The organism is Duganella sp. GW821-FHT07G03 (genome assembly GCF_059418605.1).
Window position 1 is genome coordinate 119,349 of record NZ_JBWKQE010000013.1, and the last position, 26,952, is coordinate 146,300.

Genomic DNA, 26,952 nt, shown 5'->3' on the forward strand with positions numbered 1-26,952 from the left:
CTGGCCTCAAGCTGCGAATGGATGGGTTTTGCGCCAATGTTCGGCGATATCGATGCGACGGGTGATCCACACATTATCGTGCTTTTGCACGTAATCGAGGAAGCGCGCCAGCGCCGCGGCGCGCGCCGGGCGGCCGACGATGCGGCAGTGCAGGCCGATCGACAACATCTTCGGCTGATTCAGGCCGTCCGGATCGCCCTCGGCGTAGAGGACGTCGAAAGCGTCCTTCAGGTAGTCGAAGAACTGCGTGCCGGAGTTGAAGCCTTGCGCGGCGGCGAAGCGCATGTCGTTGGTGTCGAGCGTGTACGGCACGATCAGCTGCGGCGCGACGGCGGCCTTGCCCTCCGCATCAGTGTAGTCGACGTTTTGCCAGAATGGCAGGTCGTCGCTGTAATTGTCGGCGTCGTAGCGGAAGCCGCCGTGCTCCACCACCAGGCGCTTGGTCTGCGGCGAATCGCGGCCGGTGTACCAGCCCTGCGGCGCGCTGCCGGTCAGCTCGCGGATGATCTGCACCGCTTCCTTCATGTGGGCGCGCTCGGTGGCTTCGTCCATGTTTTGATAGGAGATCCAGCGCAGGCCGTGGCAGGCGATTTCGTGGCCCAGCTCCTGGAACGCGGACACCGCTTCCGGGTTGCGCTTGAGCGCCATCGCCACGCCGAACACCGTCAACGGCAGCTTGCGTTCCTCGAACATGCGCAACAGGCGCCACAAGCCGGCGCGCGAGCCGTACTCGTAGATCGATTCCATGCTCAGGTGGCGGTTGCTGAACGAGGCGGCGCCGATGATCTCGGACAGGAAGGTCTCCGATCCGGCATCGCCGTGCAGCACGTTGTTCTCGCCCCCCTCTTCGTAGTTGAGGACGAATTGCAGGGCGACGCGGGCCCGGTTGGGCCACTGGGCGTGAGGCGGTTTCGGGCCGTAACCGATCAGGTCGCGCGGGTAGTTGTCGTAGGTAGTCATGGGCGCAGGCTAGTTAGTCTATGAGGAATATATCTGCAATCATATATGCGTAGAACAGCATCGGTATATGATTTGTCCAATAGATACTTATTACCTACCGATATAGGACTTACCATGGGCAAGCTTAGTACACACGTTCTCGATATCACCGTCGGCAAACCAGGCGTCGGCGTCAAGGTGGCCTTGTACGCCGTCACGGCGCAGGGCCGCGAGTTGCTGAAAACCGACGTCACCAACGCCGACGGCCGCTGCGCCGTGCCGCTGCTGGAAGGCGCGACCATGAAGCCAGGGAAGTATGAGCTGGTGTTTGGCGCCGGCGCCTACTTCGCGGCGCAGGGCGTGGACCTGCCGGAGCCGCGCTTTATCGACGAGGTGACGCTGGCCTTCGGCATCGCCAGCGCCGACCAGAACTACCACGTGCCGCTGGTCGTTTCGCCGTGGGCGTATTCGACCTATCGCGGCAGCTGATCGTCTTCGCAGGATTTCAGCCGCTCCGGTGCCGCATCGGCTAAGATGCGGGCACTATGACTGGAACTAATTCGGCGCTGACTGCGTCCTTTCTGCAACAAGCCGTGGCACTGCACCAGCAGGGCCGGCTGGAACCGGCGCAGGCCTTGTACCGCCAGGTGCTGGAACTCGACCCGCGCCAATTCGACGCGCTGCACCTGCTGGGCGTGATCGCGCGCCAGCAAGGCGACCCACAGGCCGCCATCGCGCTGATCTCGCAAGCGATCGCGGTCGACGGCGCGCAAGCCAAGGCCCACTGCAATCTGGGCGTGGCGCTGCTGGACGCCGGCCGCGCCGACGAGGCGCTGGCCAGCCACGAGCGCGCCCTCGCGCTGCAAGGCGACTACGCCATAGCCTGGAGCAACCGCGGCAACGCCTTGCGCCGGCTGGGGCGGCTAGATGAGGCGCTGCTGAGCTATCAGCGCGCGCTGGCGATCCAGCCTTCCTACGCCGAAGCCCACTGCAACCGCGCCATCGCGCTGCAGGACCAGGGCCGCTACCTCGATGCGCTGGGCGCGGCGGAAGACGCGCTGCATATTAAAGACCGCAACGCCGAGGCCTGGTTCGCGCGCGGCAACGCGCTGCACTGCCTGCGCCTGCTGCCGGAGGCGGTGGAAAGCTTCGACCGCGCCATCCATCTGCGGCCGCAATGGGCCGAGGCCTACAACGGCCAGGGCGCGGCCCTGCAGCGGCTGGGCATCTTCGACGCCGCGCTGGACAGCTACGACCAGGCGCTGGCGCTCAAGCCGGACTATGCGCTGGCCCACTACGCGCGCGGCAACACGCTGCGCTCGATGCAGCGCAAGGACGAGGCCGTCGCCGCCTACCGCGCCGCGCTGGCGCATGGCGACCATCCCGAAACCATCGCCTTTGCGCTGGCCTCGCTGGGCGTGGGCGACACGCCCGCCGTGCTGCCGGCCGACTACGTGCGCTCGCTGTTCGACCAGTACGCCAACCACTTCGACCAGCATCTGGTGGAAGTGCTGGACTACCAGACGCCGTCCTATCTGGATGGGCTGATCCGCCGCACTGTCGGCGCCGATCAACTCGATACGCTGGACCTGGGCTGCGGCACCGGCCTGTGCGGACCATATCTGAAGGCCTACTCGCGCAGCCTGGCGGGCGTCGACCTGTCGCAGCAGATGCTGGACAAGGCCGCCGAGCGCCATCTGTACGACAGCCTGTCCCGCGACGACCTGGTGAGCTACCTGGACGACCAGCGCGACGCGTGGGACCTGGCGGTGGCGGCCGACGTCTTCGTCTACATCGGCGACCTGGCGCCGGTCTTCGCGGGCGTGCGGCGCGCCTTGCGCGACGGCGGCCACTTCTGCTTCACGGTCGAAGCGGGCGACGGCGCCGACTACGTGCTGCGGCCATCGAACCGCTACGCCCACACCCAAGCCTACATCGAACGCCTGGCCGCCGCCACCGGCTTCCACCTCAAATCGGTCGAAGCGCTGACAGCCCGCCAGGAGAACGGTAGCCCCACCGCCGCCCTGGCCGTGATGCTCGTCAAAAGGTGATACCGATCCAGCTTGCCGAGGCCCGCGACACCGCCTAAAATTGCATACGAAAATGTACAAATAAATGTACATTTTCCGTATTCATTCTGCGCAGGAGGCCACATGGCTTTAACGAGTCCCATTTATGCGACAAGCACTATCAGCATTACTGAGCTGCGCCGCAACCTTGGCACCATCATTGAAGAGGCCGGCGACGAGGCCATTGCGATCCTGAACCATAACCGGCCGACCGCCTACCTGGTGCCAGCCCTGGCATTCGAGGCATTAATTGATAAGCTTGAGGATCTGGAATTGGCCGAATTGGCAAGGCAACGCCGGGGCGGCAAGACCGTCAAAGTCTCCCTCGACGAACTATGACCTACCGCCTGGAGTTTAACGAGCTAGCCTTGAAGGAATGGAAAAGGCTGGACAACTCCATACGCCTGCAATTCAAAAAGCTGCTGGCCAGACGCCTCGTTGAACCGCATGTCCCTTCCGCCCGATTGTCCGGTGCCGGCATGCAAAACACCTACAAGATCAAGCTTCGCGAGGCCGGCTACCGCCTTGTTTACGAAGTCCAGGACAATATCGTGACGGTCATCGTTCTCAGCGTTTCGAAGCGCGACAAAAACAAGGCATATGACCTGGCCCAACTTCGCAAATCCAGGTAGGGCAACATAGCCAAACTTGCATGTAAGCCGGGCTTGCCTTAGAATCCGTAGCTCTGTGGCCGCGTTTTTGGCCATGCCGTCTGGGCCGGTGCAGTGATCAGGCCGACCAGTTTCCCATGCAAGATTCTTTACGGTGACCCTTGGATACCGTGCCGTTTTGGGCGCAACTTCTTGCGCTCGCCCTCCTGATACTGTGCTCGGCCTTCTTCGCCATGGCCGAAACCGCGCTGATGGCGGCCAACCGCTATCGCCTGCGCCATATGGCCAAGCGCGGCAGCCGCGCCGCCATCACCACCCTGTGGCTGCTCGACCGCACCGACAAGCTGCTGTCGCTGGTGCTGATCGCCAATACGCTGATCAACGCCATGGCCACCGCGCTGGTCACGGCCATCGCCATCCAGTCCTTCGGCCATGACGACAACGTCATCACCATCTCCACCGGCGTGGTGGCCTTCCTGCTGATCGTGTTCGCCGAGATTTCACCCAAGGTCATCGGCGCCACCTTCCCGGAACGCATCGCCCTGCCCACCAGCATGGTGCTGAAACCGCTGATGACCCTGGCCAAGCCGGTGATCTGGTTCGTCAACCTGTTCGTCACGCTGGTGCTCAAACTGTTCCGCATCAAGGCCGGCGCCCACGCGCACGAGGCGCGCCTGTCGCCGGAGGAGCTGCGCTCGATCGTACTGGAGGGCGGCAACTTCATCCCGCAAAAGCACAAGAGCATCCTGCTCAACCTGTTCGACCTGGAAACCATCTCGGTCGAGGACATCATGACGCCGCGCTCGCAGATCGAGGCGCTGAACCTGGAGCTGACGGTCGACGAGATCAAGCGCGAGCTGACCACCTGCTACCACAACAAGCTGCCCGTCTACGAAGGCGAGATCAACCGCATCATCGGCATCCTGCACGTGCGCAAGGCGGTGGCCCTGCTGAACCAGGAAGACGAGCTGACGGTCGAGCACTTCCGCGAACTGCTGAGTACGCCCTACTTCATCCCGCAGGACACCGGCGTCTTCACCCAGCTGCAGTACTTCCAGGAGAACAAGGAACGCCTCGGCATCATCGTCGACGAGTACGGCGAGGTGCAGGGCCTGGTCACGCTGGACGATATCATCGAGGAAATGATCGGTGAATTTACGACATCGATGCCGGGCGCGGCCCGCGCCGATTCCTTCGGCTGGACCGAGCAGGGCGAGTGCCTGCTGGAAGGCGCGACCGCGCTGCGCGACATCAACAAGCGCCTCGGCCTGAGCTTCCCGCTGGACGGCCCCAAGACGCTGAACGGCCTGATGCTGGAACTGTTGCAAGAAATTCCAGACGCGCCGATCAGCATCAAGGTCGCCAACTGCATCATCGAAGTGGTGCAAGTGCACGACCAGGCCATCAAAGTCGTCAAATTGATACGCCCGGTGAGCAAACGCGCTCACTAATCCACGCTATCGGATGCGGCAAACGCAACACTGCGGAGTACAATCGTTTCCTTGAGGCGTCATACGGCTTTACAAATATGATGCCTGAGAGCATCATTCCGTGATCCAGCCCTCACCATCAAGCAGACGCATCTATGGCAGCAGTCCTACCCAACGCCGCGCCAGGCGCCCCGATGCCGGGGCTGGCTCGGGCATTGATGCAAGCCGGGCGCCTCTCCGCGGCCCAGGCCGACATGCTGCAAAAAAAAGCCGTCGCCGACAAGCACGCCTTCATAGACGTGCTGCTGGGCAGCGGCGCCATCGACGCCCGCGCGCTGGCCATGTTCTGCTCCGAAACCTTCGCCTATCCGCTGATGGATGTGCAGGCGCTCAACATCGAGGCGCTGCCGGGCAAGATCATCGACAACAAGCTGATGCAGGCGCAGCGCGTGATCGCGCTGGCCAAGCGCGGCAACAAGATGTCGGTGGCGATTTCCGATCCGACCAATATCCAGGCGCTGGACCAGATCAAGTTCCAGACCGAGTCCACGGTCGAACCCATCATCGTCGCCCACGACGCGCTGCTGCAACTGCTGGCGCGCCTGAACAAGGACAGCGAGCAAGCCATCAGCGAGCTCGGCGGCGACGAGTCCGACATCCAGTTCGCCGAGGAAGAGGCGGCGGCCGCCGACGCCGCCGCCGATGCCGGCGCCAACGATGTCGAGGATGCGCCGGTGGTGCGCTTCCTCAACAAGATGCTGCTCGACGCCGTCCACATGGGCGCCTCGGACTTGCACTTCGAACCGTTCGAAAAATTCTACCGCGTGCGCTTCCGCGTCGACGGCGTGCTGATGGAACACGCCCAGCCGCCGATCTCGATCAAGGAAAAGCTGGTCTCGCGCATCAAGGTGCTGGCCAAGCTGGACATCTCGGAAAAGCGCATCCCGCAGGACGGCCGCATGCGCCTGATCGTGTCGCCGACCAAGACCATCGACCTGCGCATCTCGACCCTGCCGACCTTGTTCGGCGAGAAGACCGTGATGCGGATTTTGGACGCCACGCAGGCGCAGATGGGCATCGACGCGCTGGGCTACGACCCGGACCAGAAGGAACTGCTGCTCGACGCCATCCAGCGCCCCTACGGCATGGTGCTGGTGACGGGGCCGACCGGCTCGGGCAAGACGGTGTCGCTGTACACCTGCCTGAACGTGATCAACAAGCCGGGCATCAACATCTCCACCGCCGAGGACCCGGCCGAGATCAACCTGCCCGGCGTGAACCAGGTCAACGTCAACGACAAGGCCGGCCTGACCTTCCCGGTGGCGCTCAAGTCCTTCCTGCGCCAGGACCCGGACATCATCATGGTCGGCGAGATCCGCGACCTGGAGACGGCCGACATCGCCATCAAGGCGGCGCAGACCGGCCACATGGTGTTCTCCACGCTGCACACCAACGACGCGCCGTCGACCTTGACGCGCTTGATGAACATGGGCGTGGCGCCGTTCAACATCGCCTCGTCGGTGATCCTGATCACCGCGCAGCGGCTGGCGCGCCGGCTGTGCACCTGCAAGCAGCCGGTGGACATCTCCAACGACCTGCTGCTCAAGGCCGGCTTCAAGCAGCATGAGCTGGACGGCAGCTGGAAGCCCTACGGCCCGGTCGGCTGCGAGCGCTGCAACGGCGGCGGCTACAAGGGCCGGGTCGGCATCTACCAGATCATGCCGATCACGCCCGCCATCGAAGCGATCATCCTGGCCAACGGCAACGCCATGCAGATCGCCGCCCAGTCGGAGGCGGAAGGCGTGAAATCGCTGCGCGGCTCCGGCCTGGTGAAGGTCAAGAACGGCTTGACCAGCCTCGAAGAAGTGCTCGGCTGTACCAACGAATAGGACAAACTCCATGGCGACATCGGGCAACGCGGGCCACCAGGTCAAGGAATCGATCTTCTCCTGGGAAGGCAAGGACAAGAGCGGCAAGACCGTGCGCGGCGAGCTGCGCGCCGGCGGCGAGGCCGTGGTCAACGTCACCCTGCGCCGCCAGGGCATCATGGTCACCAAGGTCAAGAAGAAGGCCTACCGCAGCGGCAAGAAAATCACCGACAAGGATATCTCGCTGTTCACGCGCCAGCTGGCGACGATGATGAAGGCCGGCGTGCCGCTGCTGCAATCGTTCGACATCGTCGGCAAGGGCCACTCCAATCCATCGGTGTCCAAGCTGGTGATGGACTTGCGCGCCGATATCGAGACCGGCACCAGCCTGAACCAGGCGTTCCGCAAGTTCCCGCTGTACTTCGACCCGCTGTTCTGCAACCTGGTGGGCGCCGGCGAACAGGCCGGCATCCTGGAGGATTTGCTGACGCGGCTGGCGATCTACAAGGAAAAGACGCTGGCCATGAAGGCCAAGATCAAGTCGGCGCTGATGTATCCGGTGTCTATCCTGGCGATCGCCTTCATCGTCACGGCGGTGATCATGATCTGGGTGGTGCCGGCGTTCAAGGAAGTGTTCGCGAGCTTCGGCGCCAACCTGCCGGCGCCGACGCTGTTCGTGATGGCGATATCGGAGTTCTTCGTGGCCTGGTGGTACCTGATCTTCGGCGGCATCTTCGGCGCCATCTACTTCTTCTTCCGAGCGTGGCAGCGCTCGCTGCAGATGCAGCGCTTCATGGACCGCTTGCTGCTGCGCCTGCCGGTGTTCGGCGACGTCATCCGCAAGGCCACCATCGCCCGCTGGACCCGCACCCTGGCCACCATGTTCGCCGCCGGCGTGCCGCTGGTGGAGTCGCTCGATTCGGTGGGCGGCGCGGCCGGCAACGCGGTCTACCTGGACGCCACCCGCAAGATCCAGAACGAGGTCAGCACCGGCACCAGCCTGACGGTGGCGATGCAGAACGCCGACGTGTTCCCGAACATGGTGACGCAGATGGTCGCCATCGGCGAGGAGTCCGGCTCGCTGGACGCCATGCTGGGCAAGGTGGCCGACTTCTACGAGGAGGAAGTGGACGAGGCCGTCGGCGCGCTGTCGAGCCTGATGGAACCGGCCATCATGGTGATCCTGGGCGTGCTGATCGGCGGCCTGGTGGTGGCCATGTACCTGCCGATCTTCAAGCTCGGTTCGGTGGTCTGACGGTCCGGCCGCTCAGGCCGGGTCGTCCTGCAAACCGCCGTAAGGCCGGTAGCTGCTGCCGTTGAAGACCTGGATGGGCGCGTCCGGCGCGCCCGCCTTGAACTCGTAGCGCGGCAGCCCTTCCGCCTGGATGCCCATCCACTGCGCCGCGCCGCGGACGAAATTGACACCGCTCATTTCCTTGTGCAGCGTGGTGTGCGCCGTGGCGTCGCTGGACAGGATGAAGAACGGCACCGCATAGTTTTGCCGGTAGCGGTCATCGTGCACCAGCGATGCATCGGCCGTGCCCTGGTCCTTGTGGCGCAGGCCGTGGTCGCTCAGATAGATCATCGAGAACGGCTGTCCGGCCGCGCGCAGCGCCTGGTAGGCGTCGGCCAGCAGGCTGTCCGTGTGCCGGATCGAGCCCAGGTAGCAGCGCATGGCCGCGCTGGACGCGGTGAAATTCCGCTCCTCGCCCTGGACCCGGTCGCAGAAGGCCGGATGGGAGCCCATCAAATGCAGCACAAACAAACGGGGGCCGCGCTGGCCGTCGCGCAGCCCGGCCACCAACGGCGCCAGCAGCACGCGGTCGTCGATATTCGTGGACAAGCTCGAACCGAGCTTGGTGAAATGGACCACGTCGGCACTGGCGGCCAGCCGCGACGACGGGCTGTCGTATTCGCCGACATAGCCCTGGTTCGACAACCAGTAGGTGCGGAAGCCGGCTTGCCTGGCCAGCGCCACCACGTTCCTGCCATACGCCACTTCCGTATCGGACGCTTCGGCCAGCGTGCGCGGCACCGAGACAAAGGTGTTGGGCGCGGGCGAGACATAGCCGTCGATGAACACGCCGTTGGCCTGATCGGCGAACGGCGTGGTCTTTTGCGGGTAGCCGTACAGCGACATATGGTCGCGCCGCACGCTCTCGCCGACCACGATCACATAGTTGCGGTACTGGCTGCCGACGTGCCGGACCTGCCACTGGTTGGCCGCCTGGACAGCGAGGAAGCCCTGCTGTTCCTTGTGATATTGCTGCATGGCCTGGGCTACGCTGCGCGGCAAATCCAGCGCCAGGATTTCCTTCTGGCCCTCCGCCGACTGCATCGACTTGGCGCACGCGGCCAGCGACAGCACGGCGATCAACACGCCGGCCAGCCGCCGCTGCTTTTGCCAGCCTTCCTGGTTCAGCCGGAACACAAAGACCCAGGCCGCGGCGGCGAAGGTCAGCGCCAGCAGGAAGTTCGCGATCGGCATCTGGCCGATGAACTCGATCGATTCGCTGCGGTTCGATTGCAGCAGCGAGGCGATGATCAGGAAATCAGGCTTGCCGTACACCATGCCGACCGGCATATACACGGCGGCCGCCAGCAGCAAGGCATAGGCCACCATCCGCAGCGCGCCTATCCCGCTGCCCAGCAACAGCAGCAGCAATCCGAAGATATTCAGGACGTTGTTCGCTTTGGCGTGATAGCCGAAGGCGCGGATAAACAGGAAGGACAGAACAAGCGCAGCGGCATAGTACAGCGCGCTGCGCGCCAGGCGGGGAATCTGCATCGGCAATCGGAGAGGAAATGGTTAAGCCTGCAATCGTCGCGGCAACCGGAAGGGGGCACTGCTACTGCGTGGGCATCGGACCGTTATTATAGTCGAATTGTTTCCATGGGTTAACTTTTCCCAGCAACAATCATTCAGGGAGTCAGCGCAGCGCCAGCATGCGGTCGCGCGCCTCGGCCAGCGCCTCGTCGGCCTGGTCGAGGATGGCTTCGATGGCGGCGCGCTCGGCGCTGCCCTGCGGCAACCGATGGCTGACGCTTTGAAAGCGCAGGATCAAGCCCTGCATGGCTTGCAGCAGCGTATCCTGCACGGCCGCCATGGCGCGTTCGCGCTCGGCCAGCCGGCGTCGACGACGGCGGGCGGCGGCGCACAGGCAAGCCAGCAGCACGCCCAACAGCAGGAGGATAAGCGGGAACAAAAAGCGGACTCCACAACGCGTGGTGGCAGGCCCTCCACCTTGCCTGAATTCCAACTTCATTTCCATATCTCCAAGGAGGGGCTTGCGGCGGACGGCGCGCGTTGAAAAACCGTGCCGCAATGTTGCCGTAATGCTTTAATATGAGCCACTGTCTTTACCCACGCGGCCCGACCTATGCCTGAACCAACCTTGTTGTTTGCCCCCGCTGGCGAGCTCGCCATCAGCCTGATCGCCGGCCTGTTCGGCCTGCTGTTCGGCAGCTTCCTGAACGTGGTGATCCATCGCCTGCCGAAAATGATGCAGCGCGAATCGGACAACTATTGCGCCGTCGAGGCCGGCAAGGACGAGCCGCACACCACGCGCTACAACCTGATGGTGCCGCGTTCGGCCTGCCCGCACTGCCAGCACCAGATCACCGCGCTGGAGAATATCCCCGTGCTCAGCTACCTGGTCCTGCGCGGCAAATGCAGCAGCTGCAAGGCGCCGATCTCGGCCCGCTACCCGGCCATCGAAGCGCTGGCCGGCGTGCTGTCGGCGGTGGTGGTGTGGCACTTCGGCAGCGGCTGGGCCGGCCTGTCCGGCCTGCTGTTCCTGTACCTGCTGATCGCCATGACCTTCATCGATTTCGACACCCAGCTGCTGCCGGACGACCTGACCTATCCGCTGATCTGGGCCGGCCTGCTGATGAACCTCGACGGCACCTTCGCCACGCTGCACGACGCCGTCATCGGCGCGGCGGCCGGCTATCTGGCGCTGTGGTCCGTCAATTGGGCGTATAAACTGGTGCGTCACCGCGACGGCATGGGCTATGGCGACTTCAAGCTGCTGGCCGCGCTGGGCGCGTGGATGGGCTGGGCGACGCTGCCGGCCATCGTGCTGATGTCGTCGCTGGTGGGCTCGGTGGTCGGCATCGCGCTGATGGTGGTGAACCGCCGCGGCTTCGATCTGCAGATCCCGTTCGGCCCCTACCTGGCGGCGGCCGGCCTGATCGTCTTCCTGTACCGCGAACCGATCATGGCATTCACCCGCAGCTTCTATCCTTACCTGTAAGCGGACGATGAGCACACTGCCCTTCTCCATCGGCCTGACCGGCGGCATCGGCAGCGGCAAGAGCACGGTGGCCGATATGTTCGCCGCGCTTGGCGCCAGCGTGGTCGACACCGACCAGATCGCCCACAGCCTGACCGCGCCCGGCGGCGCGGCGATGCCGGCCATCGTCGCCGAGTTCGGCGCCGGGTTCGCCGACGCCAACGGCGCGCTCGACCGCGCCCGCATGCGCGGCCTGGTGTTTGCCGACGCCGGCGCCAAGGCCCGCCTCGAAGCCATCCTGCATCCGCGCATCCGCGACGCCGCGCTGGCCGCCGCCGAGGCCGCCACCGGCGACTATGTGATCTTCGCCGTGCCGCTGCTGGTCGAATCGGGCACTTGGCGTGCGCGGGTTACGCGCGTACTCGCGGTAGACTGTCCGGAGGAAGTGCAAATTGCGCGCGTGATGGCGCGTAACAATCTGCCGGAAAGCCAGGTCCGCGCCATCATGGCGGCGCAGGCCAGCCGCCAGCAAAGGCTGGACGCGGCGGACGACATTATTGAAAACGGCGGCGGAATCGAGGCTCTGGCGCCTCAAATCGCCCGACTTCACGATTTATATCTGGCATTTTCGAAAAGAACGGCGACAATACCTTCGCAACGTTTGTAATTTTGCTTGGCTTGCTTCAAAATCACGGGAATTAATCGCAAGTCCAACTACTGAGGGATGTTATTTTGATTGTCTACGAATATCCTTTCAACGAGCGCATCCGCACGTTGTTGCGATTAGAGGATCTGTACGAGAAATTCAAGTTCTTTGTGCATCAAGAACACCCTATGCAGCACCACGTCGCCTTGGCGACCATCTTCGACATGCTGGAGGTGGCCGGCCGCGCCGACCTGAAATCCGACCTGTTGCAAGAACTGGAACGCCAGCGCCAATCGCTGCTGGGTTACCGCATGAACCCCAATGTGCAAGCGGAGACGCTGGACGCCATCCTGGCCGAGCTCGACGGCGTGAGCAGCGCGCTGGTCGCGGCCCAGGGCAAGACCGGCCAAAACGTGCGCGACAACGAATGGCTGATGAGCATCCGCGGCCGCACCATCATTCCCGGCGGCGCCTGCGAGTTCGACCTGCCGTCCTACTACGCCTGGCAGAAGCGTCCGGCCGAGCAGCGCTTCAACGACATCGCCACCTGGTTCGCGCCGCTGGCGCCGCTGTTCGACGCGCTGGGGCTGGTGCTGCGCCTGCTGCGCGATTCCGGCGGCCCGATCAAGATGATCGCCGTGGCCGGCAGTTATCAGCAGATGTTGCAGGGCAAGGTCTACCAGATGCTGCGCCTGACCCTGGACGAATCGCTGGGCGCGATCCCGGAAATCTCGGCCAACAAGTATATGTTGTGGGTGCGTTTCACCTCGCAGGGCGGCGACCTGAAACCCAAGCCGCTGGAAGATGATGTACCATTCGAGCTCACCCTCTGTAACTTTTAAAGAATTATCATGGCCACCGTAGTTGACTGCCCTACCTGCTCCGCCAAAGTGGAGTGGAAGGAAGAAAATAAATTCCGTCCGTTTTGCTCGGAACGCTGCAAACAAATCGATCTCGGCGCCTGGGCCGAGGAAAAATACGCCATCCCGGCAGCACCGCCGATCGACCCCAACGACGAAGAGTAAGTCCTTATTTCGGCTTGACGGCCTGGCCGGTGTAGAGCACCGGTCCGCTTGGCGCTGGTGAACCGCCTTGCGGCTCCAGCGTGATTTCGAACGACGGCTCCGCGCTCAACGGCGGCAGCTGCTCCAGCGACAGTTTCAGCTGGCGGTCCTGCTCCAGCAAACCGAGCGACACCGGCGCAATCCAGCCCGGTGCGGATATCCATAATTGCAGTGCCTTGCGGTTGGCGACGACGGTGTCGTGCAGCGGCGTCAGCGTCAGCTCGCGGTCCACGCTTACCGACGCGATCCAGCCGGCGTTGCGGTCCTGCGGCGCCGACAACACCGCCATATACACCTGCCCCGGCGGCGGACGCAGCACCAGCAACGCGCCCAGCGCCACGCAGGCCGCCAGCGCGATGCCGGCCAGCCCGCGCCAGACGCTCGCGCTATTCCACCAGCGCTCCATCACGATCCGTAGCGGACCATGTCCAGCCACTCCAGCAGCGGAATGGTGGCCGGCAGCAGCGGCTCGACGCCCACCGCGCCCTGCCAGGCGAAGGCCTGGCCTTCCAGGCTTTGCGGCTCGCCGCTCCAGTCGCGGCTGATGAAGAAATGCAGCCGCACATGCGCGTGCTCGTACACGTGCTCGACGCCGCACCACTCCTCGGCGCTGTTGATGACCAGCCCCAGCTCCTCGACGAACTCGCGCTTGAGCGCCTGCAGCACGGTCTCGCCCGGATCGACTTTACCGCCGGGGAATTCCCAATAGCCTTCGTACGGCTTACCCACCGGGCGCTGGCCCAGCAGCACGTCGCCGTTGGGCTTCATCAGGATGCCGACGGCGACGTCCACAGGTCGGGCGCCGCTCATGCCAGCTTCCCGGCGTAGTCCTTGGCGAACTGCCAGGCCACGCGGCCCGAGCGCGAGCCGCGCTGCAAGGCCCAGCGCAGGGCGTCGGCGCGCGAGGCTTCGATCTGCGCCTCGCTGCAGCCCAGCGACGACAGCCAGTGGCCGACGATGGCCAGGTAGTCGTCCTGCTTGAATGGGTAAAACGTCAGCCACAGGCCGAAGCGTTCTGACAGCGAGATCTTCTCCTCCACCGTCTCGCCGGGATGCAGGTCGCCATCCTCGTCGTGCTTGTAGCTCATGTTGTCGGACATACGCTCCGGCATCAGGTGGCGGCGGTTGGAGGTGGCGTAGATCAGCACATTGTCCGACTGCGCCGAGATGCTGCCGTCCAGCGCCACCTTCAGCGCCTTGTAGCCGCTCTCGCCCTCCTCGAACGACAGGTCGTCGCAGAAGACGATGAAGCGTTCCGGCCGGCCCGCCACGATGTCGACGATATCGGGCAGCTCGGCCAGGTCGGCCTTGTCGACTTCGATCAGGCGCAGGCCGTCCTTGCCAAACTGGTTCAGGCAGGCCTTGATCAGCGAAGACTTGCCGGTGCCGCGCGCGCCGGTCAGCAACACGTTGTTGGCCGGCTTGCCCTGTACGAACTGGCGGGTGTTCTGCTCGATCTGCTCTTTCTGCGGGCCGATGTGCTGCAGGTCGTCCAGCGCGATCGGCGACACGTGGGCCACCGCTTGCAGGTAGCTGGCGCCGCCGCCGTTGCGTTTGCGCCAGCGGAAAGCGAAGCCCAGCTTCCAGTCCGGCTCACGCGGCGCCTGCGGCAGCACCGCCTCCACGCGCGCCAGCAAGGCCTCGGCGCGCACCAGGAATTGTTCGAGAGGCGTCGCCATCTTAGGAACGGTAGTCGGCGTTGATGCTCACGTAATCGTGCGACAGGTCGCAGGTGTAGACGGTGGCCGCAGCCGCGCCGCGCGCCAGCTTGACGCGCACCAGGATCTCGCTCTGCTTCATCACGCGCTGGCCGTCTTCTTCCTTGTAGTCCGGATTGCGGCCGCCGTTCTTGGCCACCCACACGTCGTCCAGGTACAGATTGAGCTTGCTGACATCGAGGTCGTCGACGCCGGCGTAGCCGATGGCGGCCAGGATGCGGCCCAGGTTAGGGTCGGAAGCGAAGAACGCGGTCTTGACCAGCGGCGAGTGGCCGATCGAGTAGGCGATCTTGCGGCACTCTTCGACGCTGGCGCCGTCTTCCACGGTGATGGTGATGAACTTGGTCGCGCCCTCGCCGTCACGCACGATGGCCTGCGCCAGGAACAGCGACAGTTCGGTCACGGCGGCTGCCAGTTCGGCGTATTCCGGGGTATCGACCGAATTGACTTCCAGCGAACCGGCGCCGGTGGCGATCAGCATGAAGGAATCGTTGGTCGAGGTGTCGCCGTCGATGGTGATGCAATTGAACGACTGGTCGGCCACCTGCTTGACCAGCACATCGAGGACAGGCTGCGCCACCTTGGCGTCCAGCGCCAGGTAGCCCAGCATGGTCGCCATGTTCGGCTTGATCATGCCGGCGCCCTTGCTGATGCCGCTCATGGTGACCGTGTGGCCGCCGATGGTGACGGTGCGCGAACCGGCTTTCGGCTGCGTGTCGGTGGTCATGATGGCTTCGGCGGCGTTGTACCAGTTGTCGGCCTTCAGGCCGGCGACCGCTTGCGGCAGGCCGGCGATCACTTTGGTGGCAGGCAGCGGCTCCAGGATCACGCCGGTGGAAAACGGCAGGATCTGCGACGCTTCGCAACCCAGCTGCGCGGCCAGCGCGGCGCAGGTTTCATTGGCCAGCGCCAGACCCAGTTCGCCGGTGCCGGCGTTGGCGTTGCCGGTGTTGATCAGCAGCGCGGCGATCGGCTTGCCGCTTTCCTTGGCGGCCGCCAGGTGGGCCTTGGCGATCTGCACCGGCGCGGCGCAGAAGCGGTTCAGCGTGAACACGCCGGACACGGTGGCGGTAGGCGCCACTTTCATCACCAGCACGTCCTTGCGGTTCGGCTTCTTGATGCCGGCTTCGGCAAAACCGATTTCGATGCCGGCGACAGGCTTCAGTGCGGAGGCGACGGGCAGAGGGGAATTGACGGCCATATGTGTGTTCTCGTGAGTGGAAAGTGGGAGCCGCTATTGTAATACCTGACGACCAAATTGGCGCATCGCATCATTCCCTCCCCGCCACAACTCTCAGTTACAAATCGTGCGCAGTTGCCAGAAAGCATAACTTAAGCGCAAATTTGCTCAAAAAGCACTAGAAGGATGTCATACAACCCCATGAATTCATTGATGAAATCGTTATTTTCAACTCAAAAGCTACAACATTTTAGTACGTACGTTCTAATTTGCAAGAAATGAATTCATGCCGTACGGAAATTAGTTTAAGGTTTAGCCCGAGTGCCCCATCCCCGCATGTCACGAGACAAACAAGGCGACACGATCGTCCATAGCAAGAAACAACTGACAACAAATCAAAGGATACCGACCACATGAAAAAGCAACTTCTAGTAGCTGCCGTCTTTGCCGCCACCGCCGCCATGCAGGCACAGGCTGGCACCTTGGGTGACGAAAACCTGACCATCAGTGCCTTCGGCACGCTGGGCGTGGCCAAGAGCAACACCGACCAGGCGCAATTTGCCCGCTACAACCAGGCTGAAGGCGTGAGCGACCAAGCCAAGATCGGCCTCGACACCAACCTGGGCCTGCAAGCGACCTACCGCATCAACGACTGGCTGTCCGGCACCGCACAGATCCTGACCCGCAAGAACACCAGCCCGACCTTCACCACCGACCTGACCTGGGCCTTCCTGAAAGCCCGCATCAACGACGAAACAAGCGTGCGCGTCGGCCGCGTCGTGGTGCCGACCTTCCTGATCTCGGACTACCAGAACGTCGGCTACGCCAACACCATGATGCGGCCGCCGATTGAGATGTACGGCCAGGCCCCGATCGAAAACGTCGACGGCGCGGACGTCAATTATCAGCACGCCTTCGGCGACTTCAACTTCACCACCCAGGCTTTCGCCGGCGTCAGCCGCGGCAAGCTGTTCGTGCCGACCGGCGCCGGCGCCGTCGCGACCTACCGCGCGCCTGCCGCCGGCATCACCTTCATCGGCGAGTACGGCCCATTCCTGTTGCGCGTCGCACACGCTCGCGCCGACCTGAAGACCAACGACCTGGGCCCGATCAACACCCTGACCGCGACGTTGAACCAGTTCGGCTTCAAGCAGCTGGCCAATGACCTCAGCCTGACCGATGGCAAAAAGATCGCCTTCACCTCGATCGGCGGCACCATGGACTGGCGCAACATCGTGGTCCAGACCGAGTACGCCCAGCGTCGCGCCAAGGAAGCCGTCTACGTTCCTGACACCAACGCCTGGTACACCATGGTCGGCTACCGCGTCGGCAAGGTCCTGCCTTACTACGCCCACGCCTCCGTGCGCGACGCCGGCAGCTCGGTGACCCCGCCTGCGACCCTGCCGAAGAACAGCCCACTGGGCGCGGTTGTCTACGGCCTGCTGCCGGCGACGGAACAATCGTCCGACCTGATCGGCGTGCGTTGGGACTTCGCCAAATCGATGGCGCTGAAGGTGCAGGTCGACCGCGCCAAGCCTAAGACCAAAGGCGGCTCGCTGATCTTCGTGCAGCCTGGCTTCAACAACAACGTCACCGTGGTCGCCGCGGCGGTCGATTTCGTCTTCTAATCAGGAGTCCATAACATGAAAAAAATGATCATCGCCGCGTTGCTGTCGTCGTTCGCCGCAGCCGGCGCCTCGGCGGAAACCGTTGTCATCGTCAGCCAGAAGAATCCGGCGACCCGCATGTTCTCGGAACAGGCTTCGCAATTCTTCCTCGGTAAATCCAACCTGTTCACACCGGTCGACCAGGCCGAAGGTTCGCACATCCGCGCCGACTTCTACCAGAAGGTCGCGGAAAAGGACCCGGCGCAGGTCAAGGCCTTGTGGTCCAAGCTGGTGTTCACCGGTAAAGCCACGCCGCCGAAGGAATACCCGAGCAACGCCGAGGTGAAGAAAGCAGTTGCTGCCGATCCCAAGGCGATCGGTTATATTGACAAGTCGGCAGTGGACGACACCGTCAAAGTGATTCTGACCCTGCCTTAACCTCCAGGTCGCCCTGGCCCCCTGCCGTCCCGCGTGGACGGCAGGGACGTGCGCTCCTGGCAACGCCACAAGGAGTGTACGTTTTGAGTCTATCGCTGCGCGCGAAATTTCTGCTGCTGAGCGCCGTCATCCAGGCGCTGGTGGTTGGCCTGCTGATCTGGAACAGCCTGCGCCTGATGAATCAAGCCGTCAGCACCAACGCCGAACGCGTCGCCCGCGAGTACGCGGTCACGCTCAATCTCTCCCTCAGTCCCTACGCCACGCGCGGCCGCCTGCCCGAACTGACCAACTACCTGACCGAAATGTTGTCCGACCCGGACGACAGTTTTGTGCGCTACCTGGTCATCCTCGACGAAAACGAAAAACCCATCATCGAAGCCGGCAAGCGCCATGCCCCCTTGCCGGAGCTGCTGCGGCAAGGCGGCGGCACCAGCTTCAAAGGCGTGCGCACCCTGCTCGACGACACCATGCTGCACGCGCGCTCGCCGCTGCTGTTGCGCGATAACCGCGTCGGCTCCATCAATTTCGGCCTCACCACCAAAGACCTGAAACAGGCGCGCGACGAGGTGATGCTGCAAGGCGGCGTGATCTCGCTGGTCGGACTGGCGCTGGGCGTGGTGCTGTTCTACGCCTTCACCCACGGCATCGGACGCCGTCTGCACGCGCTGACGGACCAATCGCAGCAGATGGCGCTGGGCGACTACAACAAGGCGCTGCCGGTGGAAGGCGACGACGAAATCGCCGTCTTCACGCGCACGCTCAACGCCATGAGCGCGGCGCTGCGCGAGCGCATCGCGCAGCTGGAACAATCGCAGCGGCGGCTGTCGGAATCGGAGGCGCGCTTCAAGACGCTGTTCGACATGGCGCCGCTGCCGTTGACGGTGTCAGACCGCGACGGCCGCATCGTCGCCGCCAACCGCGCCGTCACGCACACCTTCGGCGCCGGCGCCGCCAACCTGATCGGCAAGCGCAGCGACGAGGTGCCGTTCTGGGCCAGCACGCTGGAGCGCGACCGCATCTGGACTATGTACCAGACCGACGGCGCGGTGCACGGCGCCATCGCCGGCGTGCTGCTGCCCGACGGCAGCGTGGGCAGCGTGGCGATCTGGTCGTCCTCGCTGACCTTGGACGGCAACGACTCCATCATCTGGGCGCTGCTGGACCTGACCGAGGAACTCAACGCCAAGCGCGAGCTGAAGGACTTGAACGTGTCGCTGGAGTCGCGCGTGCGCGAGCGCTCGGCCGCGCTGGAGCGCGCCAACGCCGACCTGAGTACGGCGCTGGAGACTTTACAGCATACCCAGGACGAACTGCTGGCGGCCGAGAAAATGGCCTCGCTCGGATCGCTGGTGGCGGGCATCGCGCACGAGCTCAATACGCCGATCGGCAACAGCCTGCTGGCATCGACCGCGCTGCGCGACCGCGTGGTGGAATTCGACCTGCACGTGGCGGCCGGCGCGCTGCGGCGCTCGGAGCTGACCGCGCACCTGGAGGAAGTGCGCCTGGCCAGCCAGTTGATTTCCGGTTCACTGCACAAGGCGGCGGAACTGATCTCGTCGTTCAAGCAGATCGCCGTCGACCAGACCAACGACCAGCGCCGCAGGTTCGACCTGCTGTCTGCGGTGCACGATACGATGGCCACCTACATGCCGCGCCTGCGCCGCGCCGAGTGCGAGGTGATCCTGCAGATTCCGGAACGACTGAGCTTCGACTCCTATCCCGGCGCCTTGTACCAGGTACTGAATAACCTCGTCAACAATGCGCTCAACCACGCCTTCGACCAGCGCAAGGGCGGCACCATCACGGTGCGCGCGGAAGCGGTGGACGACGACATCGTCGAACTGATGTTCAGCGACGACGGCGCCGGCATGCCGGATGATGTGCTGCGCAAGGTATTCGATCCCTTCTTCACCACCAAGATGGGCCAGGGCGGGACCGGGCTGGGGATGAACATCGTCTACAACATCGTCACCGGCGTGCTGGGTGGACGCATCACCATCGACTCGGCGCCCAATGTCGGCACGGCGGTGCGCATGCTGCTGCCCTACTCCGCGCCGCAGCGCGACGCTGCGCGCTAGCCTGCGGCAAGGCGGGCGCGCGCCGCTTCCACGTGGCGCTCGCTGACGGCCACCGTATCGCCGCAACGCAGCGCCAGCAGGTAGCTGCCGTCGCCCACCACGGACATCGACGAGAACTGCTCCGCAGCGACGATGGCGCGGCGGTGCACGCGGACGAAGCGCGCCGGGTCCAGGTGTTCCTCCAGGCGGCTGAGCGGCATGCGGTACAACACGCAGCGCTTTTCCAGGTGCAGCTTGACGTAGTTGCCGTCCGCCTCCAGCCACTGCACGTCCTCAAGCCGTATGCACTCGATGCGCCCGATCGAACGCACGCTGACCTGATGCCAGTAGCCCGCCGCCGCGGCCGCCGGCTGCGCGGCGACATAGGCCCGCAAGGCCGGCGCGAAGCCCGCCAGCTGGCGCTGCGCCAGCATCGCCGCCGCGCGTTCCAGCGTCTGCGCCAGGCGGGCGTCGTCGAAGGGCTTGAGCAGGTAATCCATCGCATGCACTTCGAAGGCCTCGATCGCGTAGGCGTTGTAGGCGGTGACGAACACGATCAACGGCGGCTCCGCCATCGCGCTCAGGCTGCGCGCGAGGTCAATGCCGGATTCCTTCGGCATCTGCACGTCCAGGAACACCAGGTCCACCTCCTGCCGCGCCAGCAGTTCGCGGGCGGCGGCGGCGCTGGCGCATTCGCCGGCCACCTGACAATGCGGATGCCGCGCCAGCGCGTAGCGCAGATTGATGCGGCCAGGTTCTTCGTCGTCTACCAGCAAGACACGCATCGCCGTCACTCCTTCACGTACAAGGGCATGCGGATCGCCACTTCATAGCGGCCGTCGCGCAAGGCGCCATCCAGCGACGCCTCGCCGCCATAGGCCAGTTGCAAGCGCGCCCGCGTGTTGGCCAGTCCCATCCCGAGCCCCGGATTCGGCGACGCATCCGCCGTCACCGGATTGCTGATGCGGATATGCAGTTGCGCGCCCTCGCTCCGCATGTGGATACGGATATCGCTGTTCCCCTCATGGCAATCCAGATCGTGGCGCAAGGCGTTTTCGATCAGCGGTTGCAGCAGCAATGGCGGACACTCGCCTCCATGGACATCGCCGATATCCATCTGCACTTGCAGGCGCGCCCGGTAACGCAGACGCTGCAAGGCGAGATAGTCGCCGACGAAGGCCAGTTCCTCGCCGACGCTGACCCAATCGCGGCCGCTGGCGGTCAGCGCGTAGCGCAGCAGGTCGCTCAGGCGGTTGATGCCGTTCAGCGCCAGGTCGCCGTCGCTGGTGCGCACCAGCGCGCTGATCGCGTTCAGGGCGTTGAAGATGAAATGCGGCTCCAGCTGCGCGCGCAGGGCCAGCATGCGCTGGCGTTCCAGTTCGAGGTTGAGATGCAGGTTGTCGGTCAACGCCTGCTGCCACGCCTTGTCGCGCGCCTGGCTGCGGCGCCAGATGCAAATCGCGGTGACCGCGGTGTAGGTCCCGGTCGCCCAGGCGAATTCGAGAAACACATTGAAGCCATGCGGCGACAGGAACAGTCGCCAGGCATGGGCCAGGTCCAGCACCCCGTCAGCGCGCACCGCATCCAGCATCGCCATGTAGAGCAGCTGAAGCGGCAGGAAGATGAACACCACCATCGCGTAGCAGCGCGCGATGGCGCGGGCGCTGGCGGTCAGCTCGGGCCAGCGCCGGAAGACCAGGTACTGGCCGAAGCTGAGCGTCATCATCAGCACGTGGTTCAGATCCCAATTGAGCATCACGCGGCCGTAGCTACGGTTGCCGCCTTCGCGCAGCACGTCGCTGTAGACGCTGGCCGCGCCGACCGCGCATAGCAGGCCCCACACCAGCAGATTGACCAGCAAGGTATTGCGCACTTCGCGCCATGTGAGGGATAAGGGTTGATCCATGACGGCGAGTATATCAGCGGCATGGGCCGCCAAAATGCGCGGTGGCGGAACATCATCACGGCAATCCGGGCGCTCGTCACAAAGGCGGTCCGGCGAGGCTGGGACGGCGTGATACTCTGCGCCGGATTAACTTACGCACAGCACATGAAACCTCTTTTACTGCTCTGCCTTGCGGCGGGCGCAAATGCGCAGGACACCGCAGATATGCAGCGGGTTGATATCACCGGTTCCGCCGCCCAGGCCCTGCGCCGCAACGACACGGCGGCCAAGATCGTCGTCGGCCGCGCGGACATCGACCTGTATGGCGACACCACGCTCTCCGCCCTGCTCAAACGCCAGCCCGGCATCTCCGTGACCGGCGGCGAGGTGCGCATGCGCGGCCTTGGCGCCGGCTATACGCAGCTGCTGATCAACGGCGAGCCCGCGCCGCAGGGCATGTCCATCGACGCCATCTCGCCCGAACTGATCGAGCGCATCGAGATACTGCGCACCGCGTCGGCCGAATACAGCGCGCAGGCCATGGCGGGCAGCATCAACGTCATCCTGCGCAAAGGCAGCCGCGCGCAGCGCGACCTCAAGCTGGGCATCGAAAACCTGCAAGGCGTGACCGGACCTTCCGCCACGATGCAGATCGCGAACCGCGAGGGCGCGCTATCGTACGGCCTGGCCGCCACGCTGAGCGACACCGGTTTCCGCAACACGCCTGGCACCACGGAACGCGTGGAAGGACCGGCTGCGCTGCGCACCTTCGCGGAACTGAACGCATCGCACCAGACCAAGCTGAATCTGGCGCCGCGCCTGAACTGGACGCTGGCAAACGGCGATACGCTGGCATGGCAAAACCTGCTGGACCTGTACCGCACCAGCAGCCACGGGGACTCCCGCGAAACCAGCATCTATGGCGCATCGACCGCCTATCCAAACAACGACCGGCACGCGCTGTCGCACACGGCCTTCCTGCGCAGCGGCGTGACGTGGACGCACGCGGTCGGCGCGGACGGCAAGCTAAGCGTCAAGCTGGGTTACGACTACAACCATCGCAACACCGACTACGCCTTCCACGGCGCCAGCGCAGGCGGCACGCCGCTGTTCACGCGCGCAGTCACATCGGCCGCCGACGACGACAGCCTCACCACCAGCGGCAAATACCTGACCCACCTGCGCGAAGCACACAGCCTCGCCATCGGCTGGGACGGCGCCGACACGCGCCGCAGCGAGATGCGCCGCCAGGACGACAGCGCGGCCAACGGCGCGGGGCTGGGTCAGCTGCTGCAGGAGTACGAAGCGCGCGTGCGTCGCATCGCCCTCTTCGTCCAGGACGAACGGGACGTGACGGCGCGCCTGCAAGCCTATCTCGGCCTGCGCTGGGAGGGTCTGGACACCCACACCGACGGCGCCCAGCTGGCGGCGGTACAAAACCGCTCCAGTGTTTTCAGCCCGGTGGCGCAAATGATGTGGAAGCTGCCGAACCAGGAGCGCGACCAGGTGCGGCTGGCCCTCGCCCGCACCTACAAGGCGCCGCCGACCCGCGACCTGCTGCCGCGCCGCTACACCATCAACAACGACAACGGCCCCACCAATCCGGACGTGCAGGGCAATCCCGACCTGCGGCCGGAACTGGCGTGGGGCTTGGACGCGGCGTATGAATCGTACTTCGGCAAGGAGGGCTCGGTGAGCGTATCGGCCTACGCGCGGCGCATCCGCGACGTGACGGTGCAGCGCCTGTTCGAACAAAACGGTTCGTGGGTGACGACGCCGTTCAACGGCGGCAAAGCCAAGGTGGCCGGCATCGAGTTCGACGCCAAGTTCCCGCTCGGCGCATGGCCGGTCGACGTGCGCGCCAACGCCTCGCGCAACTGGTCGCGGCTGGACGCGGTGCCGGGACCGGACAATCGCCTCAGCGCGCAAATCCCCTTCAGCGCCAACGTTGGATTTGACTACCACCCCGCCGGTGCATTAACGCTGGGCTTCAACGCCGGCTTGCAGACTGGCGGCATGGTCAGGATCAGCGGCAACCTGGCCAGCTACACCGGCGTCACGCGCACCCTGGACGGCTACGCGCTATGGAAGTTCGACAGCAAATCGCGGCTGCGCGTGTCGCTGCTGAACGTTCTGCACCAGGACCAGCTGCAGGGCAGCTTCTACGCCAACGGCGGCTACAGCACCGCCCGCACCGCCAGCACACCCACCCGCGTCGGCATCCGGGCCGTCTACGAGCAACAGCTCTAGCCAAGGTCAATCAGACATAAAAAAACCGGAGACTAGCTCCGGTTTTTTTGTTTAAGCCAGCTTGCCGTGGCAGGCCTTGTACTTCTTGCCGCTGCCGCATGGGCATGGGTCGTTGCGTCCGACTTTCAGGCCCATCTCCATCAGCTGCTCGCCGCTCAAGCCTTGCAGCTCAGGTGGCAGGCCGCCGATCGCCGCTGGCGCCAGCAGTTCTTCCGGCGCCGCGTTCGGGTTGAAGTCGGCGTGCTGGTAGCTCACGTTTTCAACGTGCGACTGCTGCATGGCCGCTTCGGCCGCATCGATCTCTTCGCGCGACTGGATACGCACCGTCATGATCAGCTTGACCACTTCGTTCTTGATCATATCCAGCATCTGGCCGAACAGTTCGAACGCTTCGCGCTTGTATTCCTGCTTGGGGTTCTTCTGCGCGTAACCGCGCAGGTGGATGCCCTGGCGCAGGTGATCCAGCGCCGCCAGGTGTTCGCGCCAGTGGCTGTCCACGCTTTGCAGCATCACGTTGCGTTCGAAGCCGCCGAACGATTCCTTGCCGACGATGTCGATCTTCGACTGGTACAGCGCATCGGCCGCAGCGATCACGCGCTCCACGATGTCCTCGTCGTTCAGGTTCTGTTCTTTTTCCAGCATGGAGCGCAACGGCAGGTCGATCTGCCATTCCGCCGCCAGCGCTGCTTCCAGGCCCTTGATGTTCCACTGCTCTTCCACCGATTCCGCCGGCACGTATTCGCGTACCAGGTCGGTGAAGGCGCCGTGGCGCAGGGACTGGATCAGTTCCGAGATGTCGGTCGCTTCCAGCAGCTCGTTGCGCTGCTGGTAGATCACTTTGCGCTGGTCGTTGGCGACGTCGTCGTATTCCAGCAGCTGCTTACGGATGTCGAAGTTGCGTGCCTCGACCTTGCGCTGTGCGGACTCGATCGAGCGCGAGACGATGCCCGCTTCGATAGGTTCGCCTTCCGGCATCTTCAGGCGGTCCATGATGGCGCGCACGCGGTCGCCCGCGAAGATGCGCAGCAGCTGGTCGTCCAGCGACAGGAAGAAACGCGACATGCCAGGGTCACCCTGACGTGCGGCGCGGCCGCGCAGCTGGTTGTCGACGCGGCGCGATTCGTGACGCTCGGTGCCGACGATATGCAGGCCGCCGGCAGCAACCACCTGCTCGTGCAATGCCTGCCAGCCGTCGCGCAGTGCTTTCGATTGCGCCGCCTTGTCGGCGTCGCTCAGTTCAGCGTTGGCTTCAACGAACTGGATCTGCTTTTCGACGTTGCCGCCCAAGACGATGTCGGTACCGCGACCGGCCATGTTGGTGGCGATGGTGATCGCTTTCGGGCTACCTGCCTGGGCGATGATTTCTGCTTCACGGGCGTGCTGTTTCGCATTCAGGACGTTGTGCGGCAGGCCGCCCTTGGTCAGGATGCCCGACAGCAGTTCCGAGTTTTCGATCGAGGTGGTACCGACCAATACTGGTTGGCCGCGGTCGTAGCATTCGCGGATTTCCAGCATCATGGCGTTGTACTTCTCGGCCGACGTTTTGTAGACCTGGTCCTGACGGTCCTTGCGCTGCGAAGGACGGTTAGGCGGAATCACCACGGTTTCGAGGCCGTAGATTTCCTGGAATTCGTAGGCTTCGGTATCGGCGGTACCGGTCATGCCGGCCAGCTTGCCGTACATGCGGAAGTAGTTCTGGAAGGTGATCGAGGCCAGGGTCTGGTTCTCGTTCTGGATCTTCACGCCCTCTTTCGCTTCGACTGCCTGGTGCAGGCCGTCGGACCAGCGGCGGCCCGTCATCAGACGGCCGGTGAATTCATCGACGATCACCACTTCATTGTTCTGCACCACGTAGTGCTGATCCTTGAAGTACAGCGCGTGCGCGCGCAGCGCCGCGTACAGGTGGTGCACCAGCGTGATGTTGGCCGAGTCGTACAGCGAGGCGCCTTCCGGCAGCAGACCCATTTGGGTCAGGATCGCTTCGGCTTTTTCGTGACCGGCTTCGGTCAGCAGCACCTGGTGGGCTTTTTCGTCCTTGGTGTAGTCGCCCGGGACTTCAACCTTGCCCTTGCCGTCCGGCGTTTCTTCGCCGATCTGCATGGTCAGCAGGCCTGGCAGCTCGTTGATCTTGTAGTACAGGTCGGTGTGGTTCTCGGCCTGGCCGGAGATGATCAGCGGGGTGCGGGCTTCGTCGATCAGGATCGAGTCGACTTCATCGACGATGCCGAAGTTCAGGACGCGCTGCACGCGGTCGCGGGCTTCGAACACCATGTTGTCGCGCAGGTAGTCGAAACCGAATTCGTTGTTGGTGCCGTAGGTGATGTCGGAGCCGTAGGCGGCCTGCTTGGTGGCATGCTCCATCTGCGACAGGTTGATACCGGTCGACAGACCCAGCCAGCCGTACAGCTTGGCCATGGTTTCCGCGTCGCGCTGCGCCAGGTAATCATTGACGGTGACGATGTGCACGCCCTTGCCCGACAGCGCGTTCAGATAGGCCGGCAGGGTCGCGGTCAGGGTTTTGCCCTCGCCGGTGCCCATTTCGGCGATCTTGCCGTAGTGCAGAACCATGCCGCCGATCAGCTGCACGTCGAAGTGGCGCATCTTGAAGACGCGCTTGCTCGCTTCGCGGCAGACGGCAAACGCCTCGGGCAGCAGCGCGTCGAGCGCTTCGCCATTGGCGATGCGTTCCTTGAATGCAGGCGTCTTCGCTTGCAGCTCGGCATCGGACAGTTTTTCCATCGCCGGCTCGAGCGCATTGATCTCGCGTACCGTTTTTTGGTATTGCTTGAGCAGCCGCTGGTTGCGGCTACCGAAAATCTGGGTCAGTAATGACATGCTTGAATTCTTGAAAAAACGCCGTTAAAAAAAGCTCTGTAGGGGAAAAACGCCTTACCGCACGGAGTTCGACTATGGCAAAAGACGGTGATTTTATCATGCGTCCGCGCCTACATTGGG

Annotated in this window: 25 protein-coding genes; 15 read left to right on the forward strand and 10 right to left on the reverse strand. The window is 63.9% G+C overall.

Going from position 1 to position 26,952, the window contains the following annotated elements; genetic code table 11:
• Positions 1–6: 6 nt before the first annotated feature.
• Positions 7–960, reverse strand: coding sequence for an allantoinase PuuE (gene puuE, locus AC07OK_RS17865; RefSeq protein ID WP_494691565.1), 954 nt, complete (start codon positions 958–960; stop codon positions 7–9).
• A 114-nt stretch (positions 961–1,074) separates the two neighbouring features.
• Between puuE and uraH the strand changes: the two genes are divergently transcribed.
• From uraH to AC07OK_RS17900, 7 genes are all read left to right on the forward strand, one after another.
• Positions 1,075–1,428, forward strand: a complete 354-nt coding sequence (gene uraH, locus AC07OK_RS17870) for a hydroxyisourate hydrolase (protein WP_332851375.1) — start codon at positions 1,075–1,077, stop codon at positions 1,426–1,428.
• A gap of 56 nt (positions 1,429–1,484) precedes the next feature.
• Positions 1,485–2,990: a tetratricopeptide repeat protein gene (locus AC07OK_RS17875; protein WP_494691566.1), complete on the forward strand. Its 1,506-nt coding sequence runs from the start codon at positions 1,485–1,487 to the stop codon at positions 2,988–2,990.
• Between the two features lie 102 nt (positions 2,991–3,092).
• Complete coding sequence (locus AC07OK_RS17880) at positions 3,093–3,347, forward strand: type II toxin-antitoxin system Phd/YefM family antitoxin (protein ID WP_494691567.1); 255 nt, start codon at positions 3,093–3,095, stop codon at positions 3,345–3,347.
• On the forward strand, positions 3,344–3,640 hold the full coding sequence (locus tag AC07OK_RS17885) for a type II toxin-antitoxin system RelE family toxin (RefSeq protein ID WP_494691568.1): 297 nt from the start codon (positions 3,344–3,346) through the stop codon (positions 3,638–3,640). Before AC07OK_RS17880 ends, AC07OK_RS17885 begins: the two co-directional genes overlap by 4 nt.
• 140 nt (positions 3,641–3,780) lie before the next feature.
• The gene (locus AC07OK_RS17890; RefSeq protein ID WP_494691569.1) at positions 3,781–5,070 is read left to right on the forward strand and encodes an HlyC/CorC family transporter; all 1,290 of its coding nucleotides are present in this window, start codon (positions 3,781–3,783) and stop codon (positions 5,068–5,070) included.
• Between the two features lie 134 nt (positions 5,071–5,204).
• Positions 5,205–6,938: a type IV-A pilus assembly ATPase PilB gene (pilB, locus tag AC07OK_RS17895; protein ID WP_494691570.1), complete on the forward strand. Its 1,734-nt coding sequence runs from the start codon at positions 5,205–5,207 to the stop codon at positions 6,936–6,938.
• A gap of 10 nt (positions 6,939–6,948) precedes the next feature.
• Entirely contained in the window at positions 6,949–8,172 is a 1,224-nt protein-coding gene (locus AC07OK_RS17900) for a type II secretion system F family protein (RefSeq protein WP_492926847.1), read from the forward strand.
• A 12-nt stretch (positions 8,173–8,184) separates the two neighbouring features.
• Here the strand turns inward: AC07OK_RS17900 and AC07OK_RS17905 are convergent, their stop codons facing one another.
• Together AC07OK_RS17905 and AC07OK_RS17910 are read right to left on the reverse strand one after the other, a co-directional pair.
• On the reverse strand, positions 8,185–9,705 hold the full coding sequence (locus tag AC07OK_RS17905) for a phosphoethanolamine transferase (protein WP_494691571.1): 1,521 nt from the start codon (positions 9,703–9,705) through the stop codon (positions 8,185–8,187).
• A 142-nt stretch (positions 9,706–9,847) separates the two neighbouring features.
• Positions 9,848–10,123: a hypothetical protein gene (locus AC07OK_RS17910; RefSeq protein WP_494691572.1), complete on the reverse strand. Its 276-nt coding sequence runs from the start codon at positions 10,121–10,123 to the stop codon at positions 9,848–9,850.
• Between the two features lie 174 nt (positions 10,124–10,297).
• On the opposite strand from AC07OK_RS17910, the gene AC07OK_RS17915 reads away from it, so the two are divergent.
• The 4 genes from AC07OK_RS17915 to yacG all read left to right on the forward strand — a co-directional run bounded on the left by AC07OK_RS17915 (position 10,298) and on the right by yacG (position 12,823).
• Entirely contained in the window at positions 10,298–11,173 is an 876-nt protein-coding gene (locus AC07OK_RS17915) for a prepilin peptidase (protein WP_494691573.1), read from the forward strand.
• A gap of 7 nt (positions 11,174–11,180) precedes the next feature.
• Positions 11,181–11,819: a dephospho-CoA kinase gene (gene coaE, locus AC07OK_RS17920; RefSeq protein ID WP_494691574.1), complete on the forward strand. Its 639-nt coding sequence runs from the start codon at positions 11,181–11,183 to the stop codon at positions 11,817–11,819.
• A gap of 65 nt (positions 11,820–11,884) precedes the next feature.
• A complete protein-coding gene (gene zapD, locus AC07OK_RS17925; RefSeq protein WP_494691575.1) occupies positions 11,885–12,640 on the forward strand; it encodes a cell division protein ZapD in 756 nt (251 codons plus the stop codon).
• Between the two features lie 9 nt (positions 12,641–12,649).
• The gene (yacG, locus tag AC07OK_RS17930) at positions 12,650–12,823 is read left to right on the forward strand and encodes a DNA gyrase inhibitor YacG (RefSeq protein WP_071658846.1); all 174 of its coding nucleotides are present in this window, start codon (positions 12,650–12,652) and stop codon (positions 12,821–12,823) included.
• Positions 12,824–12,827: 4 nt separating this feature from the next.
• Here yacG and AC07OK_RS17935 read toward each other — a convergent pair whose 3' ends face one another.
• The 4 genes from AC07OK_RS17935 to argJ are packed head-to-tail and all read right to left on the reverse strand — an operon-like array spanning position 12,828 to position 15,781.
• Complete coding sequence (locus AC07OK_RS17935) at positions 12,828–13,268, reverse strand: anti-sigma factor (RefSeq protein WP_494691576.1); 441 nt, start codon at positions 13,266–13,268, stop codon at positions 12,828–12,830.
• Complete coding sequence (locus AC07OK_RS17940) at positions 13,268–13,672, reverse strand: NUDIX domain-containing protein (protein ID WP_494691577.1); 405 nt, start codon at positions 13,670–13,672, stop codon at positions 13,268–13,270. The genes AC07OK_RS17935 and AC07OK_RS17940 overlap by 1 nt, the downstream gene beginning before the upstream one ends.
• Positions 13,669–14,541 (reverse strand): ATP-binding protein, encoded by an 873-nt coding sequence (locus AC07OK_RS17945; RefSeq protein ID WP_492926838.1) that lies wholly within the window; start codon positions 14,539–14,541, stop codon positions 13,669–13,671. The genes AC07OK_RS17940 and AC07OK_RS17945 overlap by 4 nt, the downstream gene beginning before the upstream one ends.
• Before the next feature lies 1 nt (position 14,542).
• On the reverse strand, positions 14,543–15,781 hold the full coding sequence (gene argJ / locus AC07OK_RS17950; RefSeq protein ID WP_494691578.1) for a bifunctional glutamate N-acetyltransferase/amino-acid acetyltransferase ArgJ: 1,239 nt from the start codon (positions 15,779–15,781) through the stop codon (positions 14,543–14,545).
• A 392-nt stretch (positions 15,782–16,173) separates the two neighbouring features.
• Here argJ and AC07OK_RS17955 point away from each other — a divergent pair, with 392 nt between their 5' ends.
• From AC07OK_RS17955 to AC07OK_RS17965, 3 genes are all read left to right on the forward strand, one after another.
• Positions 16,174–17,388 (forward strand): porin, encoded by a 1,215-nt coding sequence (locus AC07OK_RS17955; protein ID WP_494691579.1) that lies wholly within the window; start codon positions 16,174–16,176, stop codon positions 17,386–17,388.
• A gap of 15 nt (positions 17,389–17,403) precedes the next feature.
• A complete protein-coding gene (locus tag AC07OK_RS17960) occupies positions 17,404–17,805 on the forward strand; it encodes a type 2 periplasmic-binding domain-containing protein (RefSeq protein WP_217943041.1) in 402 nt (133 codons plus the stop codon).
• A 74-nt stretch (positions 17,806–17,879) separates the two neighbouring features.
• A complete protein-coding gene (locus AC07OK_RS17965; RefSeq protein ID WP_494691580.1) occupies positions 17,880–19,883 on the forward strand; it encodes a sensor histidine kinase in 2,004 nt (667 codons plus the stop codon).
• Here AC07OK_RS17965 and AC07OK_RS17970 read toward each other — a convergent pair.
• Together AC07OK_RS17970 and AC07OK_RS17975 are read right to left on the reverse strand one after the other, a co-directional pair.
• Complete coding sequence (locus AC07OK_RS17970; protein ID WP_494691581.1) at positions 19,880–20,647, reverse strand: LytR/AlgR family response regulator transcription factor; 768 nt, start codon at positions 20,645–20,647, stop codon at positions 19,880–19,882. The genes AC07OK_RS17965 and AC07OK_RS17970 overlap by 4 nt on opposite strands.
• Before the next feature lie 5 nt (positions 20,648–20,652).
• On the reverse strand, positions 20,653–21,768 hold the full coding sequence (locus AC07OK_RS17975; RefSeq protein ID WP_494691582.1) for a sensor histidine kinase: 1,116 nt from the start codon (positions 21,766–21,768) through the stop codon (positions 20,653–20,655).
• 204 nt (positions 21,769–21,972) lie between these two features.
• Between AC07OK_RS17975 and AC07OK_RS17980 the strand changes: the two genes are divergently transcribed.
• Positions 21,973–23,997, forward strand: a complete 2,025-nt coding sequence (locus AC07OK_RS17980; RefSeq protein WP_494691583.1) for a TonB-dependent receptor plug domain-containing protein — start codon at positions 21,973–21,975, stop codon at positions 23,995–23,997.
• Between the two features lie 51 nt (positions 23,998–24,048).
• Here AC07OK_RS17980 and secA read toward each other — a convergent pair whose 3' ends face one another.
• Positions 24,049–26,832, reverse strand: coding sequence for a preprotein translocase subunit SecA (gene secA / locus AC07OK_RS17985; RefSeq protein ID WP_494691584.1), 2,784 nt, complete (start codon positions 26,830–26,832; stop codon positions 24,049–24,051).
• Positions 26,833–26,952 lie beyond the last annotated feature (120 nt).

Excerpts from the sequence above, each read along its gene's own strand:
- AC07OK_RS17885 (WP_494691568.1), top strand. The coding sequence starts at position 3,344 with ATGACCTACCGCCTGGAGTTTAACGAGCTAGCCTTGAAGGAATGGAAA.
- argJ (WP_494691578.1), bottom strand. The coding sequence starts at position 15,781 with ATGGCCGTCAATTCCCCTCTGCCCGTCGCCTCCGCACTGAAGCCTGTC.
- puuE (WP_494691565.1), bottom strand. The coding sequence starts at position 960 with ATGACTACCTACGACAACTACCCGCGCGACCTGATCGGTTACGGCCCG.
- AC07OK_RS17880 (WP_494691567.1), top strand. The coding sequence starts at position 3,093 with ATGGCTTTAACGAGTCCCATTTATGCGACAAGCACTATCAGCATTACT.
- AC07OK_RS17975 (WP_494691582.1), bottom strand. The coding sequence starts at position 21,768 with ATGGATCAACCCTTATCCCTCACATGGCGCGAAGTGCGCAATACCTTG.
- uraH (WP_332851375.1), top strand. The coding sequence starts at position 1,075 with ATGGGCAAGCTTAGTACACACGTTCTCGATATCACCGTCGGCAAACCA.
- AC07OK_RS17875 (WP_494691566.1), top strand. The coding sequence starts at position 1,485 with ATGACTGGAACTAATTCGGCGCTGACTGCGTCCTTTCTGCAACAAGCC.
- yacG (WP_071658846.1), top strand. The coding sequence starts at position 12,650 with ATGGCCACCGTAGTTGACTGCCCTACCTGCTCCGCCAAAGTGGAGTGG.
- AC07OK_RS17945 (WP_492926838.1), bottom strand. The coding sequence starts at position 14,541 with ATGGCGACGCCTCTCGAACAATTCCTGGTGCGCGCCGAGGCCTTGCTG.
- AC07OK_RS17960 (WP_217943041.1), top strand. The coding sequence starts at position 17,404 with ATGAAAAAAATGATCATCGCCGCGTTGCTGTCGTCGTTCGCCGCAGCC.
- AC07OK_RS17915 (WP_494691573.1), top strand. The coding sequence starts at position 10,298 with ATGCCTGAACCAACCTTGTTGTTTGCCCCCGCTGGCGAGCTCGCCATC.
- AC07OK_RS17940 (WP_494691577.1), bottom strand. The coding sequence starts at position 13,672 with ATGAGCGGCGCCCGACCTGTGGACGTCGCCGTCGGCATCCTGATGAAG.
- AC07OK_RS17900 (WP_492926847.1), top strand. The coding sequence starts at position 6,949 with ATGGCGACATCGGGCAACGCGGGCCACCAGGTCAAGGAATCGATCTTC.
- coaE (WP_494691574.1), top strand. The coding sequence starts at position 11,181 with ATGAGCACACTGCCCTTCTCCATCGGCCTGACCGGCGGCATCGGCAGC.
- secA (WP_494691584.1), bottom strand. The coding sequence starts at position 26,832 with ATGTCATTACTGACCCAGATTTTCGGTAGCCGCAACCAGCGGCTGCTC.
- AC07OK_RS17905 (WP_494691571.1), bottom strand. The coding sequence starts at position 9,705 with ATGCAGATTCCCCGCCTGGCGCGCAGCGCGCTGTACTATGCCGCTGCG.
- AC07OK_RS17955 (WP_494691579.1), top strand. The coding sequence starts at position 16,174 with ATGAAAAAGCAACTTCTAGTAGCTGCCGTCTTTGCCGCCACCGCCGCC.
- AC07OK_RS17935 (WP_494691576.1), bottom strand. The coding sequence starts at position 13,268 with ATGGAGCGCTGGTGGAATAGCGCGAGCGTCTGGCGCGGGCTGGCCGGC.
- pilB (WP_494691570.1), top strand. The coding sequence starts at position 5,205 with ATGGCAGCAGTCCTACCCAACGCCGCGCCAGGCGCCCCGATGCCGGGG.
- AC07OK_RS17980 (WP_494691583.1), top strand. The coding sequence starts at position 21,973 with ATGCAGCGGGTTGATATCACCGGTTCCGCCGCCCAGGCCCTGCGCCGC.
- AC07OK_RS17970 (WP_494691581.1), bottom strand. The coding sequence starts at position 20,647 with ATGCGTGTCTTGCTGGTAGACGACGAAGAACCTGGCCGCATCAATCTG.